Origin of the sequence: Candidatus Schmidhempelia bombi str. Bimp (genome assembly GCF_000471645.3) — a bacterium.
Classification (GTDB): Bacteria; Pseudomonadota; Gammaproteobacteria; order Enterobacterales; family Orbaceae; genus Utexia; species Utexia bombi.
Map to the genome: position 1 here is coordinate 44411 of NZ_AWGA01000073.1, position 6874 is coordinate 51284.

The 6874-nt window shown below is 35.8% G+C and carries 6 protein-coding genes; 3 read left to right on the forward strand and 3 right to left on the reverse strand.

The annotated features are described in order from the left end of the window. Window positions 1-227: 227 nt before the first annotated feature. A complete protein-coding gene (locus tag O970_RS08235; protein WP_024496635.1) occupies window positions 228-1595 on the reverse strand; it encodes an L-serine ammonia-lyase in 1368 nt (455 codons plus the stop codon). A gap of 768 nt (window positions 1596-2363) precedes the next feature. Here O970_RS08235 and O970_RS08240 point away from each other — a divergent pair. Beyond that, a complete protein-coding gene (locus tag O970_RS08240; protein ID WP_024496636.1) occupies window positions 2364-3377 on the forward strand; it encodes a hypothetical protein in 1014 nt (337 codons plus the stop codon). Window positions 3378-3430: 53 nt separating this feature from the next. Here the strand turns inward: O970_RS08240 and O970_RS08245 are convergent, their stop codons facing one another. Then, window positions 3431-4099 (reverse strand): HD domain-containing protein, encoded by a 669-nt coding sequence (locus O970_RS08245; protein WP_238610619.1) that lies wholly within the window; start codon window positions 4097-4099, stop codon window positions 3431-3433. Between the two features lie 631 nt (window positions 4100-4730). Here O970_RS08245 and O970_RS08250 point away from each other — a divergent pair. Both O970_RS08250 and O970_RS08255 read left to right on the forward strand, forming a co-directional pair. Then, the gene (locus tag O970_RS08250; protein ID WP_166667098.1) at window positions 4731-5009 is read left to right on the forward strand and encodes a hypothetical protein; all 279 of its coding nucleotides are present in this window, start codon (window positions 4731-4733) and stop codon (window positions 5007-5009) included. A gap of 283 nt (window positions 5010-5292) precedes the next feature. After that, window positions 5293-6084 (forward strand): deaminated glutathione amidase, encoded by a 792-nt coding sequence (locus O970_RS08255; RefSeq protein ID WP_024496639.1) that lies wholly within the window; start codon window positions 5293-5295, stop codon window positions 6082-6084. A 503-nt stretch (window positions 6085-6587) separates the two neighbouring features. Here the strand turns inward: O970_RS08255 and O970_RS10155 are convergent. Continuing rightward, on the reverse strand, window positions 6588-6874 hold a 287-nt coding region (locus tag O970_RS10155; RefSeq protein WP_238610620.1), incomplete at its 5' end, for a hypothetical protein.

The window sequence follows — 6874 nt, forward strand, 5'->3', positions numbered from 1 at the left end:
ACCGATAAAAATTGATGGACGATTTAAAAAATCGTGATCAGTCGCATTTTTGATTTTTTCTAACCCATGACGCTGAGGTAATAATATCTTGAATCTAGGGTCGAATCAGAATAGGACGGAGCAATATAACTGTGTTATCTATGACGTGTTGATATTGTTATATCATTGACCCAACACGCCTTAGATGAATAGATTGGAAGCTAATAAGATTATTGTGATATTAAACGTTAATCACAATAAGATACCGTAATCGCTAAGCCGCCTAATGATGTTTCTCGATATTTAGCATGCATATCTTTGCCTGTTTCATACATGGTGGCAATGACATTATCTAGGGATACTTTAGCCGCCGATGAGCGTCTTAATGCCATGCGTGCTGCATTGATGGCTTTAACCGCAGCAATAGCATTACGTTCTATACAAGGCACTTGTACTTGTCCACCGATAGGATCACAGGTCAACCCTAAATTATGCTCCATGGCAATTTCTGCCGCCATACAAACTTGTTCAGGATTTCCGCCTAATAATTCCGCCAGCCCCGCCGCAGCCATAGAGCATGCAACCCCAACTTCACCTTGACATCCTACTTCAGCACCGGATATAGAAGCATTGAGCTGATACAGCATACCAATCGCACCGGATGTCATAAAGAAACGAACATATAGATCCGGCGTAAGACTTTTTACAAATTGATCATAGTAGGCAAGGATGGCCGGAATAATACCACAGGCACCATTAGTTGGTGCGGTAACGACTCTGCCACCAGCTGCATTCTCTTCGCAGACGGCTAGGGCAAACATATTTACCCAATCAAGGATCATCATCGGATCAGTAGACATTTTATTTTGCGACATCAGCAGCCGATGTAAAGCAAAGGCGCGACGCGGTACGCGTAGGGGGCCTGGTAGTAATCCTTCTGTGCTAATGCCTCGGGAAATACATTCATTCATTACTTCCCCAACATGGGTAAAATAGCGTTCAATTTCTTGATTGGAATGCAAGGTTAATTCATTTTTCATCACAATACTTGAAATAGATAATGAATATTCTCGACAATAAGTTAATAGTTGCTGTGCCGTTGTAAAAGGAAAGGGTAAGTTGTTATCGGTTATTGGTTGTTGTCCTACTTCTGCCGTGGTCACCACTTTTCCGCCCCCCACTGAATAGTAAGTTTGAGAATAAAGTGGTTGCTGATCAGCGTATGCAGTTAGTGTCATCCCATTTTCATGTAGCGGCAGAAAAGTGGTATGAAAATTCATGCTACTTTCCAAAGCAAAATCAACTTCATATTTTCCTTGATAAATGACTAAACGTTGTTGTTTTTCTACTTGCTGAATAAATGTTGGTATCGAATCAATATCGACCAAATCTGGGGTATTTCCCGCTAAGCCCATAATAATGGCAATATCGGTTTGGTGCCCTTTTCCAGTTAATGATAGAGAGCCATAGACGTCTGCGGTTAGACGTGTCACTTGCCCCATGAGATCTAATTTAATTAATTCGTCAATGAACAGTTTTCCTGCTTTCATTGGGCCAACCGTGTGAGAACTTGATGGTCCAACACCTATTTTAAAAATATCAAATACACTGCCCATGTCACTTCCTCAACTACGGCTTAATTATTTTATTAATAAAAAGATTATGTTAAATGATCGATTGCTGTGGATGGGATAATTGGATTCACCACGATACTAAAAAGATAATTTTCTTTGATTTACTAGTAGTTGCATAGCCTAAAATACCGATATCCACATAAGTCATTTAAATGATAATTATCCTCGATCAGATACCGCTATTATACCTAATAGATTTAAATTTAAAGTAATAGTATTCAACTTAGTTATAAATGATTAAGTTTATAGCATTTATCTTAAAAAATCTGTTTTATTCGAGCAGGGTGGTGTGGATTAGTCCTACTTACCGTTATCGGTAAGTGGCTAATATATTAAAAATATTGTTTTACCTAATCAATTGAATAAGGGAAATAAAATAGTCAATTTTCCTATCATAAAAAGCGGAAATGGATAGTGTTTTCTATCATAGCGCTTACAGTCATTAATCATTTAACGCCTTAACTAACTTATAGTGTATGCGTTTTTTTATTATTGTAAGCTTAAGATTATTTACGCAATCTGAGCAGAGTAATTTTTTATTCAAATTATTAATAAATAATATTTTTTTATACTTTATTTCGCTAGTATACAGCCATTCATGTATCGTTATTTAGACATAAATAAAAGATAGTGACATGTTGATGTAGAGAAAAGACATTGTGTGATAATTCCCTAATATGTTTTTTAATATCAATTAAATATCTGCATCAAGGAATTAAGGATAGTCCATTTATTAGGAGATATAGCATTATGGATAAAACAGCTACATATGGTTATCACCATAGTCATGCATCATGGGGAAGTATTATCGCCGGTGTGGTGACGGTACTCGCCGTTGGCTTATTATTATCAACGTTAGGAACTGCACTTAGCTTTTCGGTGATTCACCCGCTTTCTGATCATCCAACCTCAGGGCTAAAAACGACGTTTGGTTTATGGTCGGCAATTGAAATTATTGTTAGTTTAGCTTGTGGTGGCTATATTAGCGGACGCTTGGCAAAACGAGATGGTCTCATTCACGGTTTCTTAGTGTGGGGATTAGCATTTATTCTTTCTGTTATTTTAGGCGGTATGATGATTTCTTCAGCCTTTAATTCAGTAAAAAATGTGGCTTCCAATACTTTATCTGCGGCCAGCTCAATGGCTTCTGATATCGGAGCAAGTTTAAGTGAAAATATCGACGATATAAAAGATAATCTGAGTAATAATTTTGATTTAAGTATTGATGGCGATAAAGCAAGGGATGATATAGAGCAATTATTACGCGATACTGAAGTCCCTACTTTACAACCTAACTATTTACAGCAACAGTTAAATGCCGCACAACAAGATATCCGAGTTGCTTTTCGTCAATTAGTCAACAATCCACAGGAGTATGACACTATTTTTAAACAATTAACAGATAAAATTAGTCATAGAGTCAACGGGATCACCAGTAACGTAGATAAAAATGCGGCAATTAATGCATTAGCTAAAAACCGTAATATTTCACGTGATGAAGCCGCTCAGATTGTTAATAACTTAATTAACAACTTCAATTATAGTGTGGCTAAAGCTAAAGACCAGCTTGGCAATATTCAAATGCAAGTTAATCAGTTTAAAGATGAAACGCAACAATTAATTCAAGAGGCACGTAAACAAGCAGATAAAGCGACCAAAGCTATTGCAAAATCGGCACTATTTATGTTTATTTCGCTATTAGTTGGCGCATTAGTCAGTGCAGCGTTTGGCTATTTAGGAACACGTAATCGTTTTAATTTCTAATTATTGTTTTAGTCACTTATCCCAATGCTAAGCATTGGGATAAGATTAATCCGCTATTTTATAAGCCACTCTTGTTCAAAACGTCTAACAAATTCAAGTAAAAATTGATGTCTTTGCTGAGCAATCTGTTTGGCTTTAGCTGTATTCATTTGATCTTTAAGTAAAAAAAGTTTCTCATAAAAATGATTAATAACGGTATTCGGGTGACGGTATTGGGCTTCAGTCAGTTGTTCTCTCGGTTTTATATTTGGATTATGCATTGTATGCTTTTTATTTCCGCCATAATAAAACGTTCGACCAATACCAATTGCTCCAATGGCATCAAGCCGGTCGGCATCTTGCACAATACAACCTTCTAGTGAAAGTGAGTGTTTAACGTGTAGATTTTTACGATAAGACATTGATTCAATAATGGTCATAATATGATCAATGTCATTCTCAGCGACCGCTTGCTGTTGTAGAAATAGCACCAATTGTTGTTTAGCTTGTTCACTATTTGTGGTTACTTTATCATCTATCACATCGTGTAAATATGCACTCATAATAACAATAAAAGCATTGGCCTTAGGTTCTGTGGCTAATAAGGTTTTGGATAGCTGCACAACTCGCATAATATGTGCAATATCATGACCAGAATAATCCTCCATGAGTTTATGACTAACATAAAGGTGGACATGATTAATTATATTCATCTGCGATTCAGTTAGATAAAAAGTATTCATTATTGCCTTTATTTTTGAGTAAATAAGCGCCGAAAGTATAGCATGTGTCCTTTTATACAGCTAGTTCGCATCAATTTAATGTGATATATATGTTATAGGGGAAGACGTTATAAATAACTTAATGTGCTATTTAAATTGTCCCTAGTTTATATAATAAAAATTTGAACATGCACGTTAGCGCCACTTTTTTTCAGCGCGCTAATTTAAGTTCTTTTTAATAGAAAAGATAGGGATAATTTCACTTTGGTCTGCGGTAAGTGATAAGGACTGTTTCATTCCTTTAATGATAAATAAGACAAAAGTAGATAAATGTAACTAGATCTTTATGTCAATTCGTTGATCATTTATCTAAAGTAAGCAATTATGACGTTATGCCAATCTGATTTCGTCGTTAAGCATTAAGTCAGGATAAGGATAACCATAGTGATCGCTGGGTATAATGTATTTTTTAATATATACATTTCGTCTTTACCGTAATAACTTGGCAAGATAAATAGTAACAATGAGTCAGGTGCTTAACGGTAAACGGATCGATTTAATTCGATAGCATGATTCAGTGAATATCTGGGAAAAGGTGTTTGTCCATTGTGAGCAGCTTAATATCTAAGATTATCACGGATATTGACATCATTTGAACGCTAATCAAAGGAGATTGAAAGATCGTGATGTTCCCTTTATTCATAATGTTTCTATTTATTCAATTAAAAAGAACCAGTTGTTAATCGATTTATTGGAAACGGGGCAATTAACGGCGCTATTTACCGTTTTTATGTCAAATGGGTTCACTTATTGTTCTAGAGCGTTAGGTTACTTATTCGCTAACGTTATACAAAAGCAACCGCATTCTTTTGCTCAAGGACATTATGTGTCAATTATTCATATTATCAAAATTAAAAAAACACGCTATTGAAGTCAGCCCTGAGAGGTTAACCAATTATGTTGATTATTCGATCAGTCGAAAAATGTACGGTAACAAAGACGCGGAAAGTATACGACTGATCGATCTTGGTTAATTGAAGCGTCTCGATAAGCACATAAACTACTTTTATTTAGTTGAAATAAAAAGCGTTTTTAAAGTAATAGATCGATGATGGCTGATTTTCATATGCACTATGCCAATACTATTTGAACAAACAGTCATTAATAGCAGACTATTTTTCCTGTATTTTAACCCAAATTATTGAGAGATTATTATGTTAAAAGTTGCACTAGGACAATTTGTTGTAAGCCGTAGTTGGCAAGACAACTTAGCGACGACCATTACATTAATGCAACAAGCGGAAGCAGCCAATGCACACTTGTTAGTATTGCCAGAAGGTATTTTAGCAAGAGATATTAATGATCCTGATTTAAACAGTAAGCAGGCTCAACCTTTAGATGGCCCATTTGTTAACTCCCTTCTAAATATAAGCCAAACCATGTCATTAACAACGATTATGACTATCCATACACCCGCATTGGAGGGGTTGACTTACAATACCTTAATTGCCATTCACCAAGGAAAGATTGTCGCAAAATACAGAAAACTGCATCTTTATGATGCATTTACGGATAAAGAATCGGCAAAAGTGATCGCTGGCGATCAAATTCCGCCGTTACTTGATATCGCTGGCACTAAGATTGGATTAATGATTTGTTACGATTTGCGCTTTCCTGAATTAGCCCGACGTCTTGTGATAGATGGGGCAGATGTGTTAGTTTTACCTGCTGCTTGGGTGAGAGGCCCATTAAAAGAGTCACACTGGGAACTACTACTGCGTACACGTGCTCTAGAAAATACCGCGTATATGATTGGCGTAAGCGAATGCGGTGTTCGCAATATCGGTTGTAGCATGGTCGTGGATCCCTTAGGGGTTGTCGTTACCCAAGCCACGGAGCAACCGAGCTTAATCTTTGCTGAAGTAGATAAAAAACGGATAGCTTATGCGAGAAACATTTTACCCGTGCTTAAAAATACGCGTTTTAATAAGCCACAATTGACTTAAGTCAATTTGTCTTTAATCATTTGTAGGATGTTTAAAATAGGTTTAAAAAGGTAATATTATTATCCGTATATTTATCGTTATTTACTGCACTAAAAAGAGAACCAATCATTGAGATCGGTAAGCAATAAAGAGATATAATGGACTTCATTCACTAGAACCCATTTTTAATGTCAGTTAGTGGTTGCAAGAAATCCAGAAACAGCTGAAACCCTTGTTCGAGAAGGTGGGTACCGACTTTTTAAGCCGCCGGCGCGGCGGTTAAGAGCGTGGGTACCGAACGTAAAAAAGGGAGAGGATTCCCCTTTTTTGTTTCTATTTTTGTACCCGTTATTTATATGATGATTTTATTTTAGCTTTTCTGCATGGCATTGAATAAGTAAGTTAAAAGATAAATGGACCACAAAAGGCCTTTTATTTTCTTTTTCCAGACTATCAACTTATGATTATAAATTTAATTTACTAATTTATAACAATTTGATTTTTTGCGTAAATTTTAAACGAGTTTATAACCGGTTTTTTTTATACTTAAGTTTGCGCTTTTTAGGTTTGTGGTATAGTTTGGGCATTTCTAGCTTTGAAACCACAAACACAAAATATAAACCAAGAAAAAGTGCAGAAAATCCAAGAAAGGCATCAATATCATGATCAGCAAATGCATTAAAAATAAAGGTGCTTACAATCCAAAAGCATCTAGCATAAGCAATACCAAACTTTCTTTTTCTATTGAGCCGCCTATCACTCTTAAAGTCATATAAAGTAAATTGCTTGAAGTAATGTTTCATCCAAAATC